Source organism: Sphingomonas hankookensis (genome assembly GCF_028551275.1).
Taxonomy (GTDB): Bacteria; Pseudomonadota; Alphaproteobacteria; order Sphingomonadales; family Sphingomonadaceae; genus Sphingomonas; species Sphingomonas hankookensis_A.
On record NZ_CP117025.1, the window covers coordinates 3,233,229 to 3,256,982 of the forward strand.

At 68.5% G+C, this 23,754-nt stretch carries 20 protein-coding genes; 13 read left to right on the plus strand and 7 right to left on the minus strand.

The features are described 5' to 3' along the window. Positions 1-14 precede the first annotated feature (14 nt). Positions 15-1,394 carry a helix-turn-helix domain-containing protein gene (locus PPZ50_RS15425; protein ID WP_066689325.1) on the minus strand — a complete coding sequence of 460 codons (1,380 nt, stop codon included), beginning with the start codon at positions 1,392-1,394 and terminating at the stop codon, positions 15-17. A gap of 152 nt (positions 1,395-1,546) precedes the next feature. On the opposite strand from PPZ50_RS15425, the gene PPZ50_RS15430 reads away from it, so the two are divergent. Further along, positions 1,547-2,329 carry an SDR family oxidoreductase gene (locus tag PPZ50_RS15430; RefSeq protein ID WP_066689323.1) on the plus strand — a complete coding sequence of 261 codons (783 nt, stop codon included), beginning with the start codon at positions 1,547-1,549 and terminating at the stop codon, positions 2,327-2,329. Positions 2,330-3,211: 882 nt separating this feature from the next. Here PPZ50_RS15430 and PPZ50_RS15435 read toward each other — a convergent pair. Continuing rightward, positions 3,212-3,922: an SDR family NAD(P)-dependent oxidoreductase gene (locus PPZ50_RS15435; protein ID WP_066689319.1), complete on the minus strand. Its 711-nt coding sequence runs from the start codon at positions 3,920-3,922 to the stop codon at positions 3,212-3,214. A gap of 132 nt (positions 3,923-4,054) precedes the next feature. On the opposite strand from PPZ50_RS15435, the gene PPZ50_RS15440 reads away from it, so the two are divergent. From PPZ50_RS15440 to PPZ50_RS15450, 3 genes are all read left to right on the plus strand, one after another. Beyond that, positions 4,055-4,774: a hypothetical protein gene (locus PPZ50_RS15440; RefSeq protein WP_272815454.1), complete on the plus strand. Its 720-nt coding sequence runs from the start codon at positions 4,055-4,057 to the stop codon at positions 4,772-4,774. Between the two features lie 530 nt (positions 4,775-5,304). After that, a complete protein-coding gene (locus PPZ50_RS15445; RefSeq protein WP_066689318.1) occupies positions 5,305-5,733 on the plus strand; it encodes a M15 family metallopeptidase in 429 nt (142 codons plus the stop codon). Continuing rightward, positions 5,730-6,215: a hypothetical protein gene (locus PPZ50_RS15450; protein ID WP_272815455.1), complete on the plus strand. Its 486-nt coding sequence runs from the start codon at positions 5,730-5,732 to the stop codon at positions 6,213-6,215. The genes PPZ50_RS15445 and PPZ50_RS15450 overlap by 4 nt, the downstream gene beginning before the upstream one ends. A 39-nt stretch (positions 6,216-6,254) precedes the next feature. Here PPZ50_RS15450 and PPZ50_RS15455 read toward each other — a convergent pair whose 3' ends face one another. Beyond that, positions 6,255-8,510 (minus strand): NADP-dependent malic enzyme, encoded by a 2,256-nt coding sequence (locus PPZ50_RS15455; protein ID WP_066689314.1) that lies wholly within the window; start codon positions 8,508-8,510, stop codon positions 6,255-6,257. Between the two features lie 166 nt (positions 8,511-8,676). Between PPZ50_RS15455 and mutS the strand changes: the two genes are divergently transcribed. The 3 genes from mutS to PPZ50_RS15470 all read left to right on the plus strand — a co-directional run bounded on the left by mutS (position 8,677) and on the right by PPZ50_RS15470 (position 13,410). Further along, positions 8,677-11,247 (plus strand): DNA mismatch repair protein MutS, encoded by a 2,571-nt coding sequence (mutS, locus tag PPZ50_RS15460; RefSeq protein WP_126014985.1) that lies wholly within the window; start codon positions 8,677-8,679, stop codon positions 11,245-11,247. 268 nt (positions 11,248-11,515) lie between these two features. Beyond that, a complete protein-coding gene (locus PPZ50_RS15465; protein WP_066689309.1) occupies positions 11,516-12,475 on the plus strand; it encodes a glycoside hydrolase family 43 protein in 960 nt (319 codons plus the stop codon). A 5-nt stretch (positions 12,476-12,480) separates the two neighbouring features. Continuing rightward, positions 12,481-13,410, plus strand: coding sequence for a glutaminase (locus tag PPZ50_RS15470; protein WP_066689308.1), 930 nt, complete (start codon positions 12,481-12,483; stop codon positions 13,408-13,410). A 242-nt stretch (positions 13,411-13,652) separates the two neighbouring features. Here the strand turns inward: PPZ50_RS15470 and PPZ50_RS15475 are convergent, their stop codons facing one another. The 4 genes from PPZ50_RS15475 to PPZ50_RS15490 all read right to left on the minus strand — a co-directional run bounded on the left by PPZ50_RS15475 (position 13,653) and on the right by PPZ50_RS15490 (position 17,661). Then, entirely contained in the window at positions 13,653-14,003 is a 351-nt protein-coding gene (locus PPZ50_RS15475; RefSeq protein ID WP_066689307.1) for a hypothetical protein, read from the minus strand. 84 nt (positions 14,004-14,087) lie between these two features. Continuing rightward, a complete protein-coding gene (locus tag PPZ50_RS15480; protein ID WP_066689306.1) occupies positions 14,088-15,392 on the minus strand; it encodes an amidohydrolase family protein in 1,305 nt (434 codons plus the stop codon). Further along, positions 15,389-16,810 carry an amidohydrolase gene (locus tag PPZ50_RS15485; protein WP_420794419.1) on the minus strand — a complete coding sequence of 474 codons (1,422 nt, stop codon included), beginning with the start codon at positions 16,808-16,810 and terminating at the stop codon, positions 15,389-15,391. The genes PPZ50_RS15480 and PPZ50_RS15485 overlap by 4 nt, the downstream gene beginning before the upstream one ends. A gap of 29 nt (positions 16,811-16,839) precedes the next feature. Then, the gene (locus PPZ50_RS15490; protein WP_066689305.1) at positions 16,840-17,661 is read right to left on the minus strand and encodes a hypothetical protein; all 822 of its coding nucleotides are present in this window, start codon (positions 17,659-17,661) and stop codon (positions 16,840-16,842) included. Positions 17,662-17,787: 126 nt separating this feature from the next. On the opposite strand from PPZ50_RS15490, the gene PPZ50_RS15495 reads away from it, so the two are divergent. Genes PPZ50_RS15495 through PPZ50_RS15520 form a run of 6 tightly spaced genes read left to right on the plus strand, consistent with a single transcriptional unit; the run spans position 17,788 to position 23,748 of the window. Further along, positions 17,788-18,465: a DUF4129 domain-containing protein gene (locus PPZ50_RS15495; protein ID WP_232307891.1), complete on the plus strand. Its 678-nt coding sequence runs from the start codon at positions 17,788-17,790 to the stop codon at positions 18,463-18,465. Continuing rightward, entirely contained in the window at positions 18,462-19,688 is a 1,227-nt protein-coding gene (locus tag PPZ50_RS15500) for a hypothetical protein (RefSeq protein WP_066689299.1), read from the plus strand. Before PPZ50_RS15495 ends, PPZ50_RS15500 begins: the two co-directional genes overlap by 4 nt. Beyond that, positions 19,685-20,641, plus strand: a complete 957-nt coding sequence (locus tag PPZ50_RS15505; protein WP_126014981.1) for an AAA family ATPase — start codon at positions 19,685-19,687, stop codon at positions 20,639-20,641. Before PPZ50_RS15500 ends, PPZ50_RS15505 begins: the two co-directional genes overlap by 4 nt. Beyond that, complete coding sequence (locus PPZ50_RS15510) at positions 20,638-21,870, plus strand: DUF58 domain-containing protein (RefSeq protein WP_066689293.1); 1,233 nt, start codon at positions 20,638-20,640, stop codon at positions 21,868-21,870. The genes PPZ50_RS15505 and PPZ50_RS15510 overlap by 4 nt, the downstream gene beginning before the upstream one ends. Next, positions 21,867-22,859, plus strand: coding sequence for a stage II sporulation protein M (locus tag PPZ50_RS15515; protein WP_272815456.1), 993 nt, complete (start codon positions 21,867-21,869; stop codon positions 22,857-22,859). The genes PPZ50_RS15510 and PPZ50_RS15515 overlap by 4 nt, the downstream gene beginning before the upstream one ends. A gap of 22 nt (positions 22,860-22,881) precedes the next feature. Then, positions 22,882-23,748: an RDD family protein gene (locus PPZ50_RS15520; RefSeq protein WP_066689290.1), complete on the plus strand. Its 867-nt coding sequence runs from the start codon at positions 22,882-22,884 to the stop codon at positions 23,746-23,748. The last annotated feature ends 6 nt before the right edge of the window (positions 23,749-23,754 follow it).

Genomic DNA, 23,754 nt, shown 5'->3' on the forward strand with positions numbered 1-23,754 from the left:
GTCATAGCGTGTGGTCAGTCGCCGGCAAAGGCGAAGGGGGTCAGCCCGCCCTCTCGGTCGTCCAATCGCATGGCGCGCCCGGCCGGCGGGGCGGAGCGTTGCGGGCAGTCGCTGCGGGTGCAGGCGCGGCAGCCCGGCCCGACCGGCATGCCCGGCGCCGACAGGTCGATGCCCCGCGCCGCCGCGAGGCCGCCCGCCTGATCGGCGGCGACCCCCAGCATCACGACGAAGCGCGCCCGCACCTCTCCGGCCAGGGCGCCGGGCGGAGTGACGGTGCGCGACAGGGTCAGCCAGCGGCCGCCCTCTTCCGGTTCGACCAGCTGCACGATGCTCTCCCCGCCGCGTGCGAAGGCGTCGAAGGCGCCGAGCAGCGGACAGGGTGCCCCCTCGACCAGCGGCGACTGGCTGGCGCCGGCGAAGCGCTTCGACACCTGCCCCGCCCGGTCGAGCCGGAGCAGGCAGAAGGAGAGCCCCCGCGCGCCGACGCGGTTGAGGGTGGTCAGCCGGTGGGCGACATGTTCGAACCCCGCCCCGAAACGGCGGCCGAGCAGCGCGAGGTCGTAGCCGGTCGCCTCGCACGCGCGCAGGAAGCGGGCATAGGGCATCATGACGGCGGCGGCGAAATAGCCGTGGAGGTGGCGACGGAGCCATTGTTCGGCGGTCCGGTCGGACAGGCCGGCACCGCGCACCACCGCATCGACCTCGCCCCGTGCCTCGGCATGGCCCAGCGCGCGGGCGAGCGCGAAGCTGCGCGAGGCGGGGTCGAGCCGTTCGGACAGTTGGAGCTGCCGGGCGTGGAGGTCGGTGCGGTGCAGCCGGTCGGGCATCGCCTCCACCGGCAGCAGCCGGACCGAGAGGTGATGGCGCACCCGCAGCCGGTCGGCCATCGCCGCCGCCGGATCGCCGCCGGCCAGCCGCAGTTCGTCGGCCAGTGCCTCGGCCTGGGCGTCGAGGTCGGGGAAATGGTTGCGCCAGCGCTCGATCGTCGCGCGCGCTTCCGCCGCCGGGTCGGCGGTGACCGGCGCCCCCGCCCCGCCGCTGCCCAGCCGGTCAAAGGCGCGGGCGAACGCCTCCGCCCCGCCCGGCGCGCCGGCCAGCCATTCGGCGATATCGGCGCGGTCGAGCGCGAGGTCGGCGAACATCGGATCGGCCAGCCGACGGCGCAGCGCCTCCGCCCCGCCGCCCGGCTCGCTGGCCGCCAGCGTGCGGGCATCGAAGCCATAGCGTTCGGCAAGCGCCACCAGCAGCGTCGCGGTCAGCGGGCGCTGATTGCGTTCGATCAGGTTGAGATAGCTGGCGGAAATGCCCAGCGCCTGCGCCATCGCCGCCTGGGTCAGCGCGTGGCCGCGGCGCAGGCGGCGGACGGCGTGGCCGGCGAACATCTTGCTTTCCATCTGCCCTGCCCCCTTTGTGCGCTTGTAAAGAGATTACAGGTGCCGGCAATCGACGCAAGATGGGCGAGCACACCTTTTTTGTTGCTACGGTATCGGCTATCCATCCCGTAACGATGCCAATTCGAACATCGGGTTTGTGGAGAGACGATGTGATGGATACCAGCAGCCTGTTCCGGCTCGACGGACGCACCGCGCTGATCACCGGGGGATCGCGCGGCATCGGGCGGATGATCGCGGCGGGCTTCGTGGCGCAGGGGGCGCGGGTGTTCGTGTCGGCGCGCAAGGCTGACCAGTGCATCGCGACCGCCGAGGAGATCGGCGCGACCGCCCTGCCGCAGGACGTATCGACCATCGAAGGGTGCCGCGCGCTGGCAGACCGGCTGGCCAGCCACACCGACCGGCTGGACATCCTCGTCAACAATGCCGGTGCGGCATGGGGACAGGCGTTCGAGGACTTTCCCGAAAGCGGCTGGGACAAGGTCATGGACCTGAACGTCAAGTCGCCCTTCTTCCTGACGCAGGCGCTGCATCCGATGCTGAAGGCGGCCGCATCGCGCGCGCGGCCGGCCAAGGTCATCAACATCACCTCGATCGACGGCCAGCGTGTCAATCCGTGGGAAACCTACAGCTACCAGGCGTCGAAGGCGGCGCTGATCCACCTGACGCGGCGGATGGCGGCGCGGCTGGTGATGGACGCGATCCACGTCACCTCGATCGCGCCGGGGGCATTCGCCAGCGAGATGAACAAGGCGGCACGCGACCATGGCGACGGCGTGGCCAAGCAGATCCCGGCGGGCCGGATCGGCGCGGACGAGGATATGGCGGCGGCGGCGATCTACCTCGCCGCGCGCGCCGGTGATTATGTGGTGGGCGAGACGATCACCGTCGATGGCGGGCTGGTCAATGCGTCGATGGGCGGATCGATCGACGGATAGCGGCCAAAGTTCACTAAGTTCACACTGGTGGCGTGTTGCGCGCCACGTCTTCGTTGGCTTGGACTTGATCGAGAGGTTCCGCTTTGGGTGGCGGTGGAGAAGAAGAAGCGGGACCCCGGGTCGAGCCCGGGGCGACGGTTGGGGTGGCGGTGGAGAAGAAGCGGGACCCCGGGTCGAGCCCGGGGTGACGGCCGGGGGTAGCTGGCATTGGAGCCTCGTGGCGGTTGCGGCGCCAAAGTTCACTAAGTTCACACTCGTCGCGTGTTGTGCGCGGCGTCTTCGTCGGTTCGGACTTGATCCAGGGTTTCGCTCTGGGCGGCGGTGGAGAAGAAGCGGGACCCCGGGTCGAGCCCGGGGTGACGGCCGGGGGTAGCTGGCATTGGAGCCTCGTAGCGGTTGCGGCGCCAAAGTTCACTAAGTTCACACTCGTCGCGAGCTGCGCGCGGCGTCTTCATCGGTTCGGACTTGATCCGGGGTTTCGCTTTGGGCGGCGGTGGAGAAGATGAAGCGGGACCCCCGGGTCAGGCCCAGGGTGACGGTTGGAGGTGGCTGGCGTTGGAACCTCGTGTCGGTTGCGGTGGCCAAAGTTCACTAAGTTCACACTCGTCGCGGGTTGCGCGCGGTGTCTTCGTCACCCCGGACTTGATCCGGGGTTTCGCTCTGGGCGGCAGTGGAGGAGAAGAAGCGGGACCCCGGGTCGAGCCCGGGGTGACGCGTGGAGGTGGCAGGCGTTCGAACTTCACGTCGGTAGCGATGGCCAAAGTTCATTAAGTTCACACTTGCGCGCAAGACGCGGCGCTTCGGGCGGCGCGGGCGCGGTGGGGTGGCGGACGATGCGAAAGAGCGTCGTCGACGGTGGCAGACGGGCGGCGTGTAGGAAAGTTACGGTGTGATTTCCGCGCCGTCCCATGCGAAGATGCGGCCGCTTTGCGCCGGGGTCAGGCCGTCGAGCACCGCCAGGAGCCGTTCGGCGCTATAGGCCGGGGCGAACAGTTTTTCGGCCGGCACCCCGCGCTGGAACGGCTTGCTCAGCCCCGTGTCGACGGTGCCGGGATGGAGCGCGACGCAGACCGCCTGTGGCCGGGTGCGGGCCAGTTCGATCGCGGCGGTGCGCACGATCTGGTTCAGCGCCGCCTTCGACGCGCGATAGCCGTACCAGCCGCCCAGCCGGTTGTCGGAAATGCTGCCGACGCGCGCCGAGATACAGGCGATGGCGCTCGGCGCGTCCTTTACCAGCAGCGGCGCGAAATGCCGCAAGACCAGTGCCGGGCCGATGGTGTTGATCGCAAAGAGATGGGCGAGACGGTCCGCGTCGAGGTCGCGCAGGCTGCGCTCGGGGCCGCCCGCTTCGTCGTGCAATATGCCGGTCGCGACGATGACGCGGGTGAGCGGCGCGTCGATACGCGCGGCGGCGGCTTCGATCGAGGCGGGATCGGCGAGGTCGATCGGGTGGTAGTCGACACCATCGGGCAAGGCGGCGGGCGCGCGGCGGGCGGCGGCGATGATGCTGGTGTAGCGGCCGGAACCGGCAAGCCCCGCCACCAGCGCCGCACCGATTCCGCCATTGGCACCGATCACCATCGCCGTCGTCATCGCCGCCTCCGTTGCCGCATCGTAAACGATAACGGTCAAAATGCTGCCGCTATCCCCAGGTGGCCCGTGCCGGTTTGACCCGCCAGCGCCCGACCGTAGAACGCGCCTGCACTACAAGGGTCCGTTCGAACCATGGCTATTGTCCGTTTTGCCGCGCTGCTGCTGACGCTGGTCGGCGCCGTTCCCGCCGCCGCGCGCGACACCACCGACTATCCGCATATTCCCGAACCGATGGTGTTCGACATGGTCCGCCCGATGGGCGCGCGGCGGGGCGAGCTGGAGACCAACGTCCTCGCGCTGTCGCCGCTGTCGGGGCAGGAACGCGCAGTCGAATGGGCGCCGGAGATCGAATATGCCGTTGCCGACGGCTTCGCGCTGGAATTCGAGCTGCCGTTCGAAGGCACGCGGCTGGCCGAACTGAAGATGGGCGCGCAGGCGACGATCGGCACGTTCGACCGCGGGCGCGCCGTGCACGGCGTGCAATATCTGAGCATTTACGAGCGCGAGAGCGGGCGGACGTCGCAGGCGCTGCTCTACATGCTGGGGCGCCGGCACAATGAACGGCTGAGCACGATGACGATGGTCGGGGTCGGCGACGTGCGGCTCGGCCAGTCGGAAAGCGATGCCGGGCTGCTGGTCAACCATTCGACCTTCTACGACCTGGGGCGCGACCGGATCGCCGGGGTCGAGGTCAATTACAAGTCGCACCGCGATGGCGGGGTGGCGATCATCCCGCAATTCCATGCGCCGCTGGCGGACAAGGTGAATGTGCAGTTGGGCGTCGGCGCCGACAAGCAGCGCGGCGAACGGGCGCGGCCGGTGGGGGGCGTGCGGTTGATCAAGGAGTTTTGAGGGGGGCTCGTGCGCATCCGCGTCTTGCGGCACCGCCCCGATTCGAGCATTCTTCCGTCGCTTCTGTGATGGGAGTGATATGCCATGAGCGCAATATTGGCGTCGGTAGGGTTGGGCGGTGAAAATCGTCGACAGGACGTGATTGCCGTTCAATCGCTGTTGCAAAGCGTCGGCGTCTCGCCGGTCCGATCGACGGGCTCTGTGGGCGAAAGACGATCCGGGCCATCGAGCAGTTTCAGCGCGATGTGATACGACGGCCCGATGGGCGGATCGACGTTCGTGGCCCGACTTTTCGACATCTATCGGCAAAGGCGGCGGCATCCCGCAACCGGCAGGCGCTGACGACACCACCTGTCCCGCCCCGGCACACTAGACCGCTGGAACGACCCAAGTCATCGCGACCTGTCGCATCGCCGCCATCTGCTTCGCCGAAACCCAGGTTCGAACCGTTGGTCGAGTATTGGCGGGAAAGAACCGTACTTCCCGGCCCGGCGATCAACGCTGGACTGGTTTGCCCGACCAGTTCGCACATGATGGCGCTGCTGGGCGATCCTAACAGCCAACGGATGAAAGGGTTGACCGCAACAGAATCGGTCGGCCCGTTCCGCGCAACCGGACTGAAGCCGGCGCTGGCAAGCCTGCGCAGTGTGCTGGCGACGGTTTTACGGAAATACCCGACGCTGAACGGCATCCTGGGGTATAACGGCATGCATCTCATTCGAAAGACGCGGAACGGTGCATCCTACTCGAACCATTCCTGGGGGATCGCGATCGACTTCGTCATCGGTGTCGACGCTCCTCCTTATGGTGCCGGTTACTCCATGCGCGGCTTGGACGTGATGGTGCCCCACTTTCACCGAGCGGGCTGGTATTGGGGCGGCGGCTATCGAAGTATCGGTCGTAAGGACGCGATGCACTTCGAATGCGGGTTGGCGCTTGTGCGGAGTTTCCAACTATGATCGGCCGTACGTTCGTCCTGGCGGCAGTTTTGGCATTGGCAGCGACCGCCGCTGAACCACGCTCGTCGCGTACGCCGTCCTTCCCTACCGCCTGTCGTGCCGCGGTGCCTGCGCGATATGCCGGCGAGCCAGCGCAATGGCTTGGCGATTGTGTGAAAAACCGGGCGGAAGGACTTGGCGTCTTGCGCATCGGTCGAGGAGCACCGTTCGCGTTTCTGGTAGGTCGAATGAAAGCGGGCCGCCCCGCCAGCGGTCTGCTGTTCAACCCGGACAAGTCCTACGCCGCCGCGCGTGGTTTCACCGCCGACGGCAGGATTTTGCCTGCCGACGGCAATTATTTAAAGGAACAGGATCAGGCTTGGGCCGATGCCGTCCTGGCCGCCCGACAGGTCGGCGATCGGTTCGTAAAAGCGGGCAATGCCGCGTCCGCTGCCTATTATCGACGGTTCGCGTCGGAGATCGAGAACGGCCGGCCGGAATAACGGCCGGGAGGGGGGCGCGATCGATCGCGCCCCCTGCCCTCACCCGACCATGCCGCCGGCGGCGAGCACCGCCAGCGTCACCAGTTCGTTGGCGGTGCTGGTCATCGGGGCGATCTGTACCGGCTTTTCCATGCCGATCAGCATCGGGCCGATCACGTCGTCGCCGCCCAGTTCGCGCAGCAGCTTGGCCGAGATGTTGGCCGATTGCAGTCCGGGCATCACCAGCACATTGGCCGGACCCGACAGGCGGGCGAAGGGGAAGTTCGCCATCTGGCGCGGGTTGAGCGCGACGTCGGGGGCCATTTCGCCTTCATATTCGAAACCGACCTGCCGCTTGTTAAGCGCGGCCACGCCGTCGCGGACATTGTCGATCCACTGGCCTTCGGGATTGCCGAAGGTCGAATAGCTGAGGAACGCGACGCGCGGTTCGTGGCCCATGCGACGGGCGACGGCGGCGGTGCGCTCGGCAATGTCGGCCAGTTCCTCGCCCGAGGGGCGTTCGTTGATCGTGGTGTCGGCCATGAACACGGTATGGCTCTGTCCCACGAGCAGGTGAATGCCGAACGGCACCTTGCCGTCGACCGGATCGATGACCCGCCGCACGCCGCGAAACGCCTGGGCATAGGTGCGGGTGATGCCGGTGATCATCGCATCCGCAACGCCCAGCTGCAGCAGCACCGCGCCGAAGGTGTTGCGGTCCTGGTTGATCATCCGCTCGACATCGCGCTTCAGGAAGCCGCGACGCTGCAGCCGCCCATAGAGGAAGTCGACCATCTGCGGCACCATCTCGCTGGTGCGGCTGTTATGGACTTCATATTCCTCGGGATTGGCGACGCCGAGCGCGCGCAGCTGGTCATAGACGTCGTCGCGACCGACCAGCACCGGGATGCCATAGCCACCTTCCTTGAAGGCGATGGCGGCACGCAGCACGACTTCCTCTTCGCCTTCGGCGAACAGCACGCGCTTGGGGTGCGCGCGGGCGCCCTCATAAGCCATGGTCAGGACCGAAGTGGTCGGGTTGAGGCGCGCGCGCAGCTGCTGGCGATAGGCCTCCATGTCGAGGATCGGGCGCGTCGCGACGCCCGAATCCATCGCTGCCTTGGCAACGGCGGAGGGCACCAGTTCCATCAGGCGCGGGTCGAACGGCGCGGGGATGATGTAATCGGGGCCGAAGCTGTGCTGCGTGCCATAGGCGAGCGCGACTTCCTCCGGCACGCGCTGGCGCGCGAGTTCGGCGATGGCGGTCGCGGCGGCGATCTTCATCTCGTCATTGATGCCGGTGGCGCGGACGTCGAGCGCGCCGCGGAAGATGAAGGGGAAGCCGATGACGTTGTTGACCTGGTTCGGATAGTCCGAGCGGCCGGTGGCGACGATCGCGTCGGGGCGCGCGGCCTTGGCCAGTTCGGGGCGGATTTCCGGCTCCGGATTGGCCATCGCGAAGATGATCGGCGACGGCGCCATGTCCTTGACCATTTCGGGCTTCAGCGCGCCCGCCGCGGAGAGGCCCAGGAACACGTCGGCGCCGTGCAGCGCCTCGGTCAGCGTGCGGCGGTCGGTGGCGGCGGCATGGGCCGACTGCCACTGGTTCACGTCGTCGCGGCCCTGATAGATGACGCCGGTGCGGTCGCACATGATGACGTTTTCATGGGCGACGCCCATCGCCTTCATCAGTTCGGTGCAGGCGATGGCGGCGGCACCCGCCCCGTTCACCACGACCTTGACCTCGGACAGCTTGCGCTTGGTCAGCAGGCAGGCGTTGATGAGGCCGGCGGCGCAGATGATCGCGGTGCCGTGCTGGTCGTCGTGGAAGACGGGAATGTTCATGCGTTCCCGAAGGGTCTGCTCGATGATGAAGCATTCGGGTGACTTGATGTCTTCCAGATTGATGCCGCCGAAGCTCGGCTCCATCAGCTCGACCGCGTCGATGAAGCGGTCGACATCCTCGGTCTTCAGCTCGATATCGATCGAATCGACGTCGGCGAAGCGTTTGAACAGCACCGCCTTGCCCTCCATCACCGGCTTCGACGCCAGCGCGCCGAGATTGCCGAGGCCGAGGATCGCCGTGCCGTTCGAGATGACCGCGACCAGATTGCCCTTGGCGGTATAGTCGTAGGCGGTGGCGGGATCGTCGTGGATCGCCTTCACCGGTACCGCGACGCCGGGCGAATAGGCGAGCGCGAGGTCGCGCTGGGTCGCCATCGGCTTGGACGCGATGATCTCGATCTTGCCCGGACGGCCTTCCGAATGGAACAGCAGCGCCTCGCGCTCGGAAAACTGGTCGGTGGTTTCGGACACTGGCGATCTCCCGTTTGGATGGGCTTTACGCAGGGGAAGGCGCGCGGGGCAAGGGTGAAGGGCGCGCGGATATGCTTTGATACGCTTGCGCGGGCACGCCGCCGGACGGTATCGCCCGGCGATGGCAAGCAAGGCTCAGGGAACCGATTCCCCCGCCCCCACCCCGATGATGCAGCAATATCTGGCGTTGAAGGCGGAGGCCGACGATTGCCTGCTCTTCTATCGCATGGGTGACTTTTTCGAGCTGTTCCATGACGATGCGAAGATCGCCGCAGCGTGCCTCGACATCGCGCTGACCGCGCGTGGCGAGCATGACGGCGCGAAGATCCCGATGTGCGGCGTGCCGGTGCATTCGGCCGAGGGGTATCTGGCGCGGCTGATCAAGGCGGGGCACCGGGTCGCCATCGCCGAACAGGTCGAAAGCCCGGAAGAGGCGAAACGCGCGAGGGGTTCCAAAGCGCTGGTCGCGCGGGCGATCGTGCGGGTGGTGACGGCAGGCACGCTGACCGAGGAAGCGCTGCTCGATGCGCGCGCGGCGAACTGGTGCGCGTGCATCGGCGAGGCGGCGGGCGGCGTGGCGATTGCCGCCGCCGATGTATCGACCGGCCGGTTCGAAGTGATCGAGACCGATGCCGCCGGCCTGACCGCCGCGCTCGCCCGGTTGCAGGCGGTCGAGGTGGTCGCGGCGGAGACGTCGACCTTTGCCGAGGTCGCGACGCTGCTGCGCGCCAGGGCCGATTTCGACAGTGCGTCCGGCGAGGCGCGGTTGAAGGCGCTGCACGGCGTCGCGACGCTCGACGGGTTCGGGCAGTTTTCGCGTGCCGCGCTGGCGGCGGCGGGTGGCCTCATTGCCTATCTCGACCATACGGCGCGGGGGCAATTGCCGTTCCTGCGCCCGCCGGTCTGCGCGGCCGATGGCCAGTGCATGGCGATCGATGCGGCGACGCGCGAGAGCCTCGAACTGACGCGGACGGCGGCGGGGGCGCGGGCGGGCAGCCTGCTGGCGGAGGTCGACCGGACGGTGACGGGCGCCGGTGCGCGGTTGCTGGCGAGCGATATCGCCGCGCCGTTGATGGACCGGGCGATGATCGAGGGCCGCCATGCCGCGGTGGCGTGGGCGCATGACGATCCCGGTTTGCGCGACGAGCTGCGCACGACGCTGCGCGCCTTGCCCGATATCGGCCGGGCGCTGGGGCGGATCGCGGCGCGACGCGGCTCCCCGCGCGATCTGGGGCAGTTGCGCGACGGGTTGAGCGCGGCATGGACGCTGGGGCAGCGGCTGGATAAACTGCCGGCCGTGCCGCCGCTGATCGCCGAGCTGGCGCCGCGGCTGCGCGGGCATGGCGAGCTGATCGACCTGCTGACGCGCGGGCTGGTGCCGATGCCGCCGATCGATGCGGCGGCGGGCGGGTTCGTGGCGGAAGGATATGACGCCGCGCTCGATGCGCTGCGCGATACCGGCGCCGGCGGGCGGCGGGCGATTGCCGCGCTGGAGGCGCAGTATCGGGAGCGGACCGGGATTTCGGCGCTCAAGATCCGGCACAATGGCGTGCTCGGCTATCATGTCGAGGTGCCGGCGCGCGCCGCCGACAAGCTGATGGCGGCCGATAGCGGCTTTACCCATCGCCAGACATTGGCCGGGGTCGTCCGCTTCAACGCGCCCGACCTGCACGAAGCGGCGCTGAAGGTGACCCAGGCTGGCGCGCATGCGCTGGCGGCGGAGGCGGCGCATCTGGAGGCGTTTACCGAAGCCGCGCTTGACAAGCGGGAAGCGATCGCCGCGACGGCGGATGCGCTGGCGCGGATCGACGTGACGGCGGCGCTGGCCGAACGTGCGGCCGAGGGCGGCTGGGCGCGCCCAGTGCTGGTCGATCATAGCTGCCTCGAGATCGTCGGCGGGCGGCATCCGGTGGTCGAGAGCGCGGTGGCGAGGAGCGGCGGGCGGTTCGTGGCGAACGACTGTCGGCTGTCGGAAAGCTCGCGGCTGTGGCTGGTCACGGGGCCGAACATGGGCGGCAAGTCGACCTTCCTGCGGCAGAATGCGCTGATCGTCGTGCTGGCGCAGGCGGGCAGCTTCGTGCCGGCGACCTCGGCGACATTGGGGCTGGTCGACCGGTTGTTCAGCCGGGTCGGCGCGTCGGACAATCTGGCGCGCGGGCGGTCGACCTTCATGGTCGAGATGGTCGAGACGGCGGCGATCCTGGCGCAGGCGACGCCCCGGTCGTTCGTGATCCTCGACGAGGTGGGGCGCGGTACGTCGACCTATGACGGCTTGGCGATCGCGTGGGCGGTGGTCGAGGCGATCCATGAGGATAATCGCTGCCGCTGCCTGTTCGCGACGCATTATCACGAGCTGACGCGGCTGGCCGAGCGGTGCGACGCGCTGTCGCTGCACCATGTCCGCGCGCGCGAGTGGAAGGGCGATCTGGTGCTGCTGCACGAACTGGCCGAGGGGCCGGCGGATCGCAGCTATGGCATCGCCGTCGCGCGCCTCGCCGGGCTGCCGCCGGCGACATTGCAGCGGGCGAAGGCAGTGCTGGCGAAGCTGGAGGCGGGCAAGGCCAAGACCGGCGGCATTGCGGCGGGGCTGGACGACCTGCCGCTGTTCGCCGCGATGGCCCCGGTCGAGGAGGCGCCGGTCGACGGGTTGCGGGAGGCATTGGGCGCGCTGGACGTCGATGCGATGTCGCCAAGGGAGGCGATGGAGGCGCTGTACCGGTTGAAGGGGCTGGTTTGAGGGGAATGGCGTCGTGTATCTCTCTGTCCGTCACCCCGGGCTTGACCCGGGGTCCCGCTTCTTACCGACCCGCGAAGAAGAAGTAGCGGGACCCCGGATCAAGTCCGGGGTGACGGACGGGTTGCGCCTCCCCTACCAACCTCCCGACAGTTTCCTCCGATGTCACCGGATACGACCGCGCGTCGATCGAACCGCACGCCGTTCACAACGACCGCTTTGCAAAGCGCCGCCCGCGCGATAGCCACGCCGGACGAACGGGAGAGACGCTATGCACGAACTGACGCGGCGGGACTTGCTGGCAGCCGCCGGTGCGACGATCGGCACCGCCGCCCTGCCCGCCTTTGCGGCCCCGCGTGGCGACGATGCGTTTCTGCTGAGCTACTTCACCGACAAGGACGAAGGGCGCGCGGGGCTGAAACTGGCGCGGAGCGACGACGGGTTCGTCTTCACTCCGCTAGGCGGCGGGCGCGGGTTCCTGATGCCCGAGGTCGGCAAGGACAGGTTGATGCGCGATCCGCATCTGTGCCAGGCGCCCGACGGGCTGTGGCATCTGGTGTGGACCAGCGACTGGTTCGGGCCGGTGATCGGCCATGCGACCTCGCGCGACCTGATGCACTGGTCGAAGCAGCAGACGATCCCGGTGATGACCGCGTTCGCGGGGGTGCGCAACAGCTGGGCGCCGGAAACGGTCTATGACCCCAAGCGGCGCGATTTCATGATCTTCTGGTCGAGCAGCATCGACGGCAAATACGGCGCGACGCCGGGCGAGCGGTTCGAGGGGCTGAAGCTCAGGCCCTATTACACCCGGACCCGCGATTTCCGAACCTTTTCGCCGACGAAACTGCTGTTCGATCCGGGGTTCGATTCGATCGACTTCACCCTGCTGAAGCTGCCGCAGGGCGGCTATCGCATGATCTACAAGGACGAGACGCACGACGTCGAACAGCGCCGCTGGGTGGTCAGCAGTTCGGCGGCGTCGCCGACCGGGCCGTTCGGACCGGCGAGCAAGCCGTTCAGCCCGACCATGACCGAGGGGCCGAGCGCGGTGTGGATCGATGGGCGCGCCGTCGTCTATTACGACGTGTACGAAAAAGGCTATTTCGGCGCGGCGTCGACCACCGATTTCGTGACGTGGCGGGACGAGACGGCGCGGGTGCGCTTTCCCAAGGAAGCGCGCCACGGCACCGTGCTGCGTGTGCCGCGTGGTTTCATCGACAAGATCGCCTGACGGTCATGGACCTGTCCGCGATCGTCGCCGACATCGCCGCCGAAATGGCCGATGCACCCGATCGCGGGCGGCCGGCCGACTATATTCCGCCGCTTGCCGCCGTCGATCCGAACCGGTTCGGCATGGCGGTGATCGAGGCGGACGGGACCTGCCATCTGGCGGGCGATGCCGAGGAGAGTTTCTCGATCCAGTCGGTGTCGAAGGTGTTCGCGCTGACGCTGGCGCTGGGCGCGGTCGGGGACCAGTTGTGGAAGCGGGTCGGGCGCGAGCCGTCGGGCAGCGCATTCAATTCGATCGTGCAGCTGGAAAGCGAACACGGCATTCCGCGCAACCCGTTCATCAATGCCGGCGCGATCGTGGTCGCCGACATATTGCTCGGCCGCTACGAACCGCGCGAGGCGCTGGGCGAGCTGCTGCGCTTCGTCCGCGCCGCGGCGGGCGAGGACGGGATCTTCATCGACGAGAACGTCGCGAAGGCGGAACAGGATACGGGGTTCCGCAACCTGGCGCTGGCCAGCTACATGCGCGCGTTCGGCAATCTCCACCATGACCCGCACGTGACGCTGGGCGTCTATTTCCACCAATGCGCGCTGGCGATGAGCTGTCGGCAGCTGGCGCTCGCCGGGCGCTATCTGGCGGCGGGCGGGGTCAATCCGACCACCGGGCGCAATGTCGTGTCGGCGCAGCGGGCGCGGCGGATCAACGCGCTGATGCTGACCTGCGGCCATTATGACGGGTCGGGCGAGTTCGCCTTCCGCGTCGGCCTGCCGGGCAAGAGCGGGGTCGGCGGCGGTATTCTGGCCATTGCGCCGGGCATCGCGTCGATCGCGGTATGGTCGCCGGGGCTGAACGAACGCGGCAATTCGCAGCTGGGGACGGTCGCGCTGGAACGGCTGGTGCAGCGGACCGGGTGGTCGGTGTTCGAGCCGCGTTGACGGTCGATTGGGGCAGTTGCTCTCGCGTCACCCCGGCCTTGAGCCGGGGTCCCGCTTCCTTACCGGCCGCAGAAAAAGAAGCGGGACCCGGATCAAGTCCGGGGTGACGAAGACGGCAGGTGGTGCGAACTGGCCGATACGCACCGTACCCCCGCGCAGGCGGGGGTCCAGAGTACCAGATGCCGCCGGAGCGATCGTGACCCTGGATCCCCGCTTGCGCGGGGATACGGTGGCGCGTGGGATTACCGTTGCGGTGCCGGCTGCGGCGTGAAGCTGGTCACGTTCGCCATGCCGTTGGCGCCGAAGGTGATGATATGGCGCGACCCTTCCTGACAGGTGGCGACCCAGCTGCCCGGCTTTTCACCCCGTTCGGACGAGGTCACGCCCTGGCAGCGCAGCCCCGCGTCGCGGATTGCGCGGATGAACACGCCGTCGCGCTGGCCGGGCGACAGCGCCTCCACCTGGGTCGCCATCTGCTGCGCTTCGACCGCGTTGGCGGCGGCGGCTTCGTTGGCCGCGGCCTGCTGCTCGGCGCTCGGCCCGCAAGCCGCCAGCATCAGCGATCCACCCAGCATCACCAGCAACGCACGCATGTCTCGTCTCCCGTTCCAAGGCCGCAGGCGCGGCGACTGTCCGAAGCGGACAAAGCCCGATCGCGCCTGCGGGTTCCGTCATCCTTATCGCTGATACGCCTTGGGCAGGCCCTGTTCGACGGGGTTGAGATAGCGGTCGCGCAACCGGGTCTGGCGGTTGGTCAGCGGCTGTTCGACGCCGTCGATGAACAGCTGGGTCGGGGCCGATCCGATCTCCAGCGGATCGCCGTCCCAGATCACCACGTCGCCGCGCCGGCCGGGGCTGAGCGAGCCGATCTCCCCCTCCATCCCGATCGTGCGCGCGGGCAGCGAGCTGATCGTGGCGAAGGCGGCCCCCCAGTCGAGGCCCGAGGCGCCCGGCACCTTCGACAGCGCGACGAGATTGCCGGCATATTGCCGCACCAGTCGTGCCTGCCGTGCCTCGTCGTCGCCGATCGTGCCGATGCCGACGACCACGCCGGCGGCCTTCATCCGGCCGATATTGGACTGGGTGGCGGCGAGCTGTTCGAAGCTGGCGGGCAGGTCGGACAGCGCGCTGGCGAGTACCGGCACGTTCGCGGCCGCGATCTGCCGCGCGACGGTCCAGCCTTCGCTGGCGCCGACGAGGACCGGCTTCAGCCCGGCGAACTCGCGCTTGAGTGCCAGCACGCCCAATATGTCGGAGGCGCGTTCGACATGGATCAGCAGCGGCACCTGTCCGCTCAGCACCTTTTGCAGCGCCTGCGCATCGGTGCGGGTCAGCAGCGCTTCCTTGCCGCGATCGGCGAAGCTGGCCGGGTTGCGGGCATATGCCTGCGCCTCGAACAGCGCGTTGCGGAACATCGCCATCGCCGCCGGGCGGCTGCCGCCCGCCGCACGCGCGCCGGCTTCGCCCCATTCCATGAACTGGAACGCCTGCGGCCGGGTGACCGCATCCATGTCGTTGGCGAGGTCGATGACCGCGCCCTGGCCCGCAAAGATCGAGCCGGCATTGTCGGGCGCGACGATCGCGCGGGTAATGCCGTCGGTGCGGTTGATCGCGATCGGCGTCGCGCGCGGATTGACCGCCGAGGCGATGTCGAGGCCTGCATTGAACACGCTCTCGCGCGCCGAGGCATCGTTGGTCGCCGACACGCCGTCGACCTCGATGATGCCGAGGCGGGTGAAGCCGGCGACGAGGCCGGGCGTGACATAGCGCCCGCCGGCATCGATGGTGCGACCACCCGCCACCGCTGCGCCGCGACCGGCGCTGACAACGCGGCCGCCGCGCACGACGACGGTGCCGCCCTCGATCGGGGCCGATCCGTCGCCCAGCACGAGCCGGGCATTGGTGATGGTCACGTCCTGCGCGGCAGCAGGCATGGCAACGGCAGCGCTGGCGAACAGCGCGGCGAGGAACAGGCGCTTCACTTCACATCCCCTTCGCCGGGCTGGCCGAGTTCGAAATCGGATACCGGTCGCATCTTCGGATTGTTCGCGTCGTAGAGCAGCGCGCCGTCGACCCACACCATCTGCGGGCGGGTATAGACGCTGAACGGATCGCCGTTCCACAGCACCACGTCGGCCATCTTGCCGGCCTTGAGCGAGCCGGTCACCTTGTCGATGCCGAGCGCCTTCGCCGGATTGATCGCCAGCCACGTCCACGCATGTTCGGGCGTCACGGTGATGCCGGCGCGCTTGGCCGAGGCGATGACCTTCGCGACCTCCTGATTAAGCCGCTGGATGCCGTTGGCGTCGTCGGAATGGATCATCGCGCAGGCGCCCTGCTGGTCGAGGATCGCCAGGTTCTCGCCGATCGCGTCGTAGCTTTCCATCTTGAAGCCGTACCAATCGGCCCACACCGCCGAGCAGACCCCGCGCGCCTTCAACAGGTCGGCGATCTTGTAGCTTTCGACCGCGTGGTGGAAGGCGGTGACCTTGTACCCCATCTCCTGCGCCATATCCATGACGATGGCCATTTCGTCGGCGCGGTAGCAATGGTTGTGGACGAGGATCTCGCCGTCCAGCACCCCGCGCAGCGTGTCCATGGCGAGGTCGCGGGTCGGCGCTTCGCCACCATCCTCCTCATATTTGTCCCATTTGCGGTCATAGTCCTTCGCGCGCAGCCACGTCGCGCGGTCGACCGCGACATTGCCCATGCGGGTCGACGGCATCCGCCCCTTCGACCCGTAGACGCGCTTCGGGTTCTCGCCGCACGCCATCTTGAAGCCATAGGGCGCGCCGGGGAACTTCATCGCCTGCATCGTGCGGCCATAGACGTTCTTCAATGTGACCGAGCGGCCGCCCATCAGGTTCGCCGATCCGGGCAGGATCTGCAGCGTGGTGACGCCGCCATTGGTCAGCGCGCGGGCGAAGCCCGGGTCCTGCGGCCAGACGCTGTGTTCGGCCCATACTTCGGCGGTGACCGGGCCGGTCATCTCGTTCCCGTCGCTATGCGCCTCGACGCCGGGGCTGGGATAATCGCCCAGATGGCTGTGGACGTCGATGACGCCGGGGGTCACCCATTTGCCCTGCCCGTCGATCACGGTCACGCCATCCGCAGCCGCGATGGCCTGCCCGACCTCGACGATCTTGCCGTCGCGGAACAGGACCGACCCGTTATTGATCCGCCCGCCCTCGCCATCGAGGATGGTGACGTTGGTGACCAGCGTCGCGCGGCCCGGATAGGCGCGATAGGTCGAGGGGAACGGGTCATGGTCATAGCCCTTGCCCGCGCCGGGCCCCTTGCCCTTCGGCGCGTCGGCGGAGGCGGAGCGCACCTCCCTGCCATCGCCGGTACAGGCGACCAGCCCGGCGGCCAGCGCCGCCAACGTCAATGTTCGGATCACGCGGAAACTCCCCCTTTTTACGATCATGGTCACGCGAAGACGGTTTCGAGGTCGTGGGTCCCCGACCCTTCCTTCGCGGTGCGGATTTCGTGGTAGACGGCGGCGGTGCCGGTCGCGGGCAGCACGCCGAGCAGCGTCGCGAAGACCGCGCGGATCACCGAAGCGGTCCAGCCGCCACCGGCACCCAGCAGCAGCACGATCGGCCCCTGCACGAGCAGGCTGACGACCAGCCACAACAGGCCGACGATGACGAGCAGCAGCAACAACCGCCAGCGCATGCCGCGCATCAGCTGGCTGCTGCGGGAAAAACATTCGAGCGCGCCCCGCCCTTCGGCCGCCATCACCGGCACGACGACGAACCAGGTCAGGATCACGAAGATCGCGGGCAAGAAGAACAGCACCATGCCGGCGAATACCGCGATGCCGAACAGCAGGAACATCGCCAGCGCCGGCAGGAACCGCCGCAACGCCATGCGCAGCGTCGCCGCCGGATCGACCGGTCGCCCCGCCAGCGTGTCGACCGCTAGGCCCGCCATGAACACCATGACCGGGGGATAGAGCAGCAGCCCGAGCATCCCCAGCGGCGCGACCGACGACCCGGCCTCGACCAGCCGGTCGGCGTCATAGGCGTTGGGCGCGAACAGCGGCATCAGCAGTTGCGCGGGCGCATTGAGCAGCGCGCTGGCGGCGAACAGCGGTAGCGGGGCACCGCCGATCGCCGCGAAGCTGTTGGAGATCACGCGGCCCATCGCAAAGGGATAGGGCGAGCGCCGCGCCTCGAAAAACGCACCCACGATCGCCGCCACCAGGAACAGGAGGGGCAGCAGCAACAGCAGGAATAGAAACGTCATCACCGGCAGGTCCCCCGGAGCCGCCCCGGCCCTTAACCGAAAGTTAGGGTGGAAAAGCGTTGCATGTAAATCGGCGATTTGCTCCAAGCGTCGCCATGCCACCGGCGGTGACAGGGGGACGGGAGTTTGGCGGGGGCTGAAGCGGCGGACGGACTGGGCCAGGCCGCCGCATCGGTGCCGCCGATCGATTCGGCGAAGGTCGATGCCGCGTGGAAGACGATCCGCGCCGACGGGTCGATCCAGTTCGACCTGCCCGAAAAACTGCCCGAACCGCGCGATCCGCCGCCCGAATGGCTGGAACCGGTACTGCGCGCGATCGGCAATTTCGTCCAATGGGTCGGCGGCGGCTGGCAGGTGATCCTGTGGGTGATCGGCATCGTCATCGCAATCGCGCTGCTGTTCGCGCTGGTGCCGTCGCTCCGCGAATGGATCGCCGAACGGCTCGGCCGTCGCCGCGTGGTGGAGGAAGCGCCCCCCTGGACACCGACCGAAACCCGCGCGCGCGCGCTCTTGGAGGATGCGGACGCGCTGGCGGCTGAGGGTCGGTTCGACGAGGCGGTCCACCTGCTGCTGTTCCGCAGCATCGACGACATCGTCGCATGGCGCGGCGACGTGGTGCGCCCGGCCGATACCAGCCGCGACATCGCCCGTGCCGAGGCGCTGCCGCCGCACGCGCGCGGCGTGTTCGCCGGTATCGTCGCGGCGGTCGAGCGGAGCCTGTTCGGCGGGCGGGCGCTGGGCGCCGACGACTGGCAGCGCGCGCGGGCAGACTATGCCGGCTTTGCACTGAAGGGCGCGCGGTGAGCCAGCCCTCCCCCTTTGCCGCGCGGACGGTCGTCATCCTGGTCATCGGCGGCGCGCTGCTGCTGCTCGCCTCCATCCTGATGTCCGGCTTCGGCGACGAGATCGCGCGCGCGACCGGAGAGGCACCGGCGGCGGATCGCAAGGACGGCGCGGGCTATCATGCGTTCCAGCGGCTGGTCGAGGCGGTGCAGCCGCCCGAGGGGGACGTGACCGAATCGACGGCAGCGGCGTCGATCCTGATCCTGACCCCGACCGAGGCGACCCGGCCGGAGGATGTGCGCGCGATCGTCAATCAACGCATCGCGCTGGCATCGCGGATGACCGGCGGCGACGATTTCGTTGCAAGAGAGGGGCATCCGCTGCTGCGCTATGCCACGCTGATCATCCTCCCCAAATGGCAGGTCGAAAAGCTGCCGTTGCAGGGCGGCCGGGTGCAGCGCACCGGCCAGGTCGATGGCGCCAAGTTGCAGCAGCTGGTCCCGGCCGAGGCGGAATGGCATACCGAGGACCGGTCCGACATCGGCGTGATGCGGGCGGAATATCCTGGCCTGCGCGCCTTCGCCCTGCCCGACCGCCGGGTGAACGCGATGGCCGGCGACACCATCACCCCGCTGATCGGTGCGCGCGACGGCGCGGCGGTGCTGGGGCAGATCGGGTCGAGCGACACGTTCGTGCTGGTCGATCCCGATCTGGTCAACAATCGCGCCATGGCCGACGAGCGCAATGCGAAGGCCGCGCTGGCGATGCTCCGCGCGATCGATCCCGAACATGACGGGCGCGCGCTGTTCGATCGGTCGTTGCATTACACGCGGGGCGACCGCAATCTGGTCAAATTGCTGTTCCTGCCGCCGTTCCTGGGCGTCACGCTGGCGCTGATCGCCGCTGCCGTGCTGGCGGGGATCGCCGCCGCCGGGCGGTTCGGCCCGCCGCTGCGCGAAAGGCGCGCGGTAGCCGCAGGCAAGCGCGCGCTGATCGACAATATCGTCGCGCTGACCCGGCTGGCCGGGCGTACCCCGCTGGTCGGGCCGCGCTATGCCGACATGATGCTGGAGCTGCTGTCGCGGCGGTTGCTGGCGGGCGAAGCGCCCTCGGCCGACCGGCTCGACCGGGTGCATCCCGGCTATTCCGAACTCGACCGTCGCCTGCGCGATGCCCGCACCGAGAGTGAGGCATTGGCGGCGGCGAAGGACCTGACCGCATGGAAGAAGGAAACAGGCGCATGACGCTCGACGAGGTACGGTCGCTGGGATCGGCGATCGACCGGGAGATCGCGAAGGCGGTCGTGGGACAGGCGGATGCCGTCCGGCTGCTGACCATCGCGCTGTTCTCGGCCGGTCACGTCCTGTTGGAAGGGCCGCCGGGCACCGCCAAGACGTTGCTGGCGCAAAGTTTCGCGCGGACGCTGGGGCTCGATTTCGGGCGCATCCAGTTCACGCCGGACCTGATGCCCGGCGACATTATCGGGTCGAACCTGTTCAATTTCCAGACCTCGACCTTCGCGCTGACCCGCGGGCCGGTCTTCTGCGAACTGCTGCTGGCCGACGAGATCAACCGCACCCCGCCCAAGACGCAGGCGGCCCTGCTGGAAGCGATGCAGGAACGGCGCATCACCATCGACGGGCGGACCGAGCATCTGTCCGACCGCTTCACCGTCGTCGCGACACAGAACCCGATCGAGCAGCAGGGCGTCTACCCGCTGCCCGAGGCGCAGCTCGACCGGTTCCTGTTCAAGATCGCGATCGGCTGGCCGAGCCTCGACGCCGAACGCGCGATCGTCGCCCAATATGGCAGCCGCACCGGCACCCCGGCCCCGCAGGATTCAGGCGTGGCGCAGGTGGCGGACGGCGGCGCCATCGCCGCCGCGATCGATGCGGTGGGTCAGGTGCGGCTGGTCGACGAGGTGATCGACTATATCGTGCGGCTGATCCGCGCGACCCGCGAGCATGGCGACCTGTCGTCGGGTGCGTCCCCACGCGCCGCATCGGCGCTGGCGGCGGCGGCGCGGGCGGGCGCGGCATTGGACGGACGCGACTATGTGATCCCGGACGATGTGAAGGCACTGGCCCCCGCCCTGCTGCGCCACCGGCTGATCCTGTCGCCCAGCGCCGAGATCGACGGACGACGGGTCGATGACGTCGTCGCCAGCCTGATCGCATCGGTCGAAGCGCCGCGATGATCGTTCCCACGCCCCGTGCCATCCAGCTGACCGCGCTCGCCGCGCCGGTCGGGCTGGCGCTGGGCGTGCTGGCCCCGGCGGCGTGGATCGCGGCGCCGTTATGGATCGCGGGCGTGCTGGCGCTGATCGTCGCCGATGCGCTGCTGGCGAAGAAGCCGGTGCTGGCGATGCCGGAGGGGCTGCCCGCGACGCTGAACATCGGCGAGCGCTTCACGCTCGGCAATGCCGACATGGCCGCCGACTTCGACGGGCCGATCAAGCGGACCGCCCCGGGCAGCTTTCGTGCCGAGCGACGCGGCAAGGCGCGGCTGCGGCGGCTCTGGGCGCGGCGCGCGGGGCCGATGGGGCTGGCATGGCGACAGGCGACCGGCCGCGCCGATCGCGATATTCCGATATTGCCCGACATCCGCCCGGTTCGCGACCAGGGAATGCGGCAATATCTCAACAGCCTGAGCGTCGGGAACCGGCTGCGCCGCGACCATGGCGACGGGCAGGACTTCCAGGTGCTGACCGATTTCGAGGCCGGCATGGAACGCCGCGCGATCGACTGGAAGGCATCGGCCCGCCATGCATCGCTGCTGGCGCGCGAATTCCATACCGAACGCGACAATATGATCGCGTTCGCCATCGATGCCGGGCGGGCGATGACCGATCCGGTCGGCGATATCCCGCGCATCGACCGCGCGGTGTCCTCGGCCCTGCTGGCGGCGTTCGTGGCTCTAAAGTCCGGCGACCGGGTGCGGCTCTATTCGTTCGGCGCGCGGCCGCAGGTCGACAGCGGCAGCATCGGCGGGGGCACGCGCGGCTTCGCCCGGCTGCACCACGCCGCCGCCGATATCGATTACGGCGCGGAGGAGAGCAACTATACGCTCGGCCTCGTCACGCTCGACCAGAAGCTCGACCGGCGCGCTTTGGTGGTGATCTTCACCGAATTTACCGACACGACCAGCGCCGAACTGCTGCTCGCCGCCGCGCAGCGGATGCTGAAGCGGCACCGCGTCCTGTTCGTGCTGTTCCGTGATGTCGAGCTGGAGGGATTGCGCGATGCCGAGCCGGGCCATGCCGACGATCTTGTCCGCGCCCATGTCGCGCACCTGCTGCTGCGCGACCGGGCGATCGTGGTCGAACGGCTGCGGCGGATGGGGATCGACGTGATCGAGGCGACGGCGGACGCCATGCCGCTCGCCCTGGTCGAACGCTATCTGAACCACCGGGAGCGCGGCCGATGACCGTCACCTTCGCCACGCACCATTTCCGCGCCGAACGCGAGGGCGACTGGGCACGGCTGGAAGCGCTACTCGACCAGCTGGAAAAGAAATCGCCGCGCCGCCTGTCGGACGAGGATCTGGTCGACCTGCCCCGCCTGTACCGCGCGACCCTGTCGGCGCTGTCGATCGCGCGGGCGACGTCGCTCGACGCGTCGCTGGTCGGCTATCTGGAGGCGCTGTCGACGCGGGCCTATTTCGCGCTCTATTCGGCGCGCGAGCCGTGGTGGCAGCAGGTGAAGGCGTTCTTCGTCAGCGGCTGGCCGCGCGCGGTGCGGGCGATCGCGCCCGAACTGCTGCTGTCGACCGCGCTGCTGATCCTGAGCGCGTTCGCCGCCTATCACCTCGTCCGCAGCGATCCGGCATGGTATTCGGCGATGATCTCGCCCGAACTGGCGAGCGGACGCGACATGAATGCGAGCGCCGCGACGCTGCGCGCCTCGCTCTATTCGCCGCCGACCCAGGGCGGGCTGCACGTTTTCGCCACGTCGCTCTTCACCCACAATTCCCAGGTCGCGATCATGGCCTTCGCGCTGGGCTTCCTGTTCGGCATTCCGACCATCATCCTGTCGGTGCAGAACGGGGCGATGGCGGGTGCGATGTTCGCGGCGTTCGTGCCGCACGGGCTGGGCTGGGGCCTGTTCGCGTGGCTGATGATCCACGGCACGACCGAGATCGGCGCGATTGCCATCGCCGCGGCCGCGGGGTTGCATATCGGCCGCGCCATCGCCTTTCCCGGCGAACGTACCCGCATGGCGGCTGCTGCCGACGCCGGGCGGCGCGGGACGGTGGTGATGATCGGCGTCATCCTGATGCTGCTGGTCGCCGGACTGCTGGAGGGGTTCGCCCGGCAGCTGGTCATCGACGACAGCGCGCGGCTGGCGGTGGGCGGGTTCATGCTGGCGCTGTGGACGCTCTATTTCACCGTCGGGGGCCGTCGTGGCAAGGCGTGAGCGAAAGCCCCGCCGGCCGCGCATGCCGCGCACGCTGGAACGGCAGCTGGTCACGCCCGAGGGGGTCCCGCTGAACCTGCGGCTGGGGTCGGCGGGTGCGCGTGCCGGTGCCTTCGTGATCGATGCGATCATCATGCTGGCGGCGCTGATCGGCGCGTCGCTGCTGATCCTGGCGCTGGCGATCGGGGGACCGAGGGGTGCTGCGTCGATGTATGCGGTGGTGTGGCTGCTGGGGTTCTTCCTGCTGCGCAATTTCTACTTCGTGCTGTTCGAGGCGGGCAAGCGCGCCGCGACGCCGGGCAAGAGGCTGATGAAGCTGCGCGTGGTGTCGCGGGATGGCGGGCGGCTGACCGGATCGGCGGTGCTGGCGCGCAACCTGATGCGCGAGATCGAGATATTCCTGCCGCTGATCTTCCTCGCCTTCGCCTTTGCCGAAGGGATGGCGACGGCGTGGACCGCGACGCTGGCACTCGGATGGTCGTCGATCCTGCTGTTCCTGCCGCTGTTCAATCGCGACCGGCTGCGCGGCGGCGACCTGATCGGCGGCACCTGGGTCGTCGAGCGGGAGACGCGCAAGCTGGGCGAGGATTTGCTGGTGCAGACCGCGCATGAACAGGACCGCGCCCGCATCGCGCCGTTCACCGCCGCCGAGCTGGACACCTATGGCGCGTTCGAACTGCAGCGACTGGAAGAGGTGCTGCGCCGCAACGACCGCGCCGACCTGTATGCCGTGGCCACCGCGATCCGTCGCAAGCTGGGCCGGCAGGAGGAAGGCTATGACCATGCCTTTCTCGAGGCCTATTACGGCGCGCTGCGCCATCATCTTGAACGAAAATTGCTGTTCGGACAGCGCAAGCGCGACAAATACGACCGGATTGAAGCGAGTTAGACTTAG

Bases quoted from the DNA above. Each gene is read 5' to 3' on its own strand.
- PPZ50_RS15440 (WP_272815454.1), top strand. From the start codon at position 4,055: ATGGCTATTGTCCGTTTTGCCGCGCTGCTGCTGACGCTGGTCGGCGCC.
- PPZ50_RS15435 (WP_066689319.1), bottom strand. From the start codon at position 3,922: ATGACGACGGCGATGGTGATCGGTGCCAATGGCGGAATCGGTGCGGCG.
- PPZ50_RS15445 (WP_066689318.1), top strand. From the start codon at position 5,305: ATGATGGCGCTGCTGGGCGATCCTAACAGCCAACGGATGAAAGGGTTG.
- PPZ50_RS15465 (WP_066689309.1), top strand. From the start codon at position 11,516: ATGCACGAACTGACGCGGCGGGACTTGCTGGCAGCCGCCGGTGCGACG.
- PPZ50_RS15490 (WP_066689305.1), bottom strand. From the start codon at position 17,661: ATGACGTTTCTATTCCTGCTGTTGCTGCTGCCCCTCCTGTTCCTGGTG.
- PPZ50_RS15515 (WP_272815456.1), top strand. From the start codon at position 21,867: ATGACCGTCACCTTCGCCACGCACCATTTCCGCGCCGAACGCGAGGGC.
- PPZ50_RS15425 (WP_066689325.1), bottom strand. From the start codon at position 1,394: ATGGAAAGCAAGATGTTCGCCGGCCACGCCGTCCGCCGCCTGCGCCGC.
- PPZ50_RS15430 (WP_066689323.1), top strand. From the start codon at position 1,547: ATGGATACCAGCAGCCTGTTCCGGCTCGACGGACGCACCGCGCTGATC.
- PPZ50_RS15505 (WP_126014981.1), top strand. From the start codon at position 19,685: ATGACGCTCGACGAGGTACGGTCGCTGGGATCGGCGATCGACCGGGAG.
- PPZ50_RS15475 (WP_066689307.1), bottom strand. From the start codon at position 14,003: ATGCGTGCGTTGCTGGTGATGCTGGGTGGATCGCTGATGCTGGCGGCT.
- PPZ50_RS15450 (WP_272815455.1), top strand. From the start codon at position 5,730: ATGATCGGCCGTACGTTCGTCCTGGCGGCAGTTTTGGCATTGGCAGCG.
- mutS (WP_126014985.1), top strand. From the start codon at position 8,677: ATGATGCAGCAATATCTGGCGTTGAAGGCGGAGGCCGACGATTGCCTG.
- PPZ50_RS15470 (WP_066689308.1), top strand. From the start codon at position 12,481: ATGGACCTGTCCGCGATCGTCGCCGACATCGCCGCCGAAATGGCCGAT.
- PPZ50_RS15520 (WP_066689290.1), top strand. From the start codon at position 22,882: ATGCCGCGCACGCTGGAACGGCAGCTGGTCACGCCCGAGGGGGTCCCG.
- PPZ50_RS15510 (WP_066689293.1), top strand. From the start codon at position 20,638: ATGATCGTTCCCACGCCCCGTGCCATCCAGCTGACCGCGCTCGCCGCG.